Source organism: Desemzia sp. FAM 23990 (assembly GCF_045528485.1).
Classification (GTDB): domain Bacteria; phylum Bacillota; class Bacilli; order Lactobacillales; family Carnobacteriaceae; genus Desemzia.
Window position 1 is genome coordinate 1 of sequence record NZ_JBGQQW010000073.1, and the last position, 433, is coordinate 433.

Genomic DNA, 433 nt, shown 5'->3' on the forward strand with positions numbered 1-433 from the left:
ATAACCCACTGGTTCCAAGAGCCGAAGATCAAATGGAGTTACCCGAAAAAAGTCACCCTAGCCGTCCTAGAAAGAAATATCAGGGGGAGCTTATTCAAATGGATGCCAGCTCCTATAACTGGTTTGGTAAAGAGGTGACACATCTCCATTTAGCTATTGATGACGCTTCTGGTAATATCGTCGGGGCTTATTTCGATATGCAAGAAACACTCAATGGCTATTATCATGTGCTCAATCAGATCCTAACGAAACAAGGCATCCCTTTAGCTTTTTTAACAGATAAACGAACGGTTTTCGAATACACATCAAAAGCCATGAAAGCGGTCGAAGAAGATACCTTTACCCAGTTTGGTTTTGCCTGTCATCAACTCGGTATTGAGATTAAAACCTCCTCTATTCCACAAGCTAAAGGCCGCGTAGAGCGCTTAAACGG

General features: G+C 42.7%; 1 pseudogene. It reads left to right on the forward strand.

Features of this window, described 5'->3' with window-relative positions:
* A pseudogene (locus ACEN4I_RS13505) lies at positions 1–433 on the forward strand (ISNCY family transposase); the annotation flags it as partial.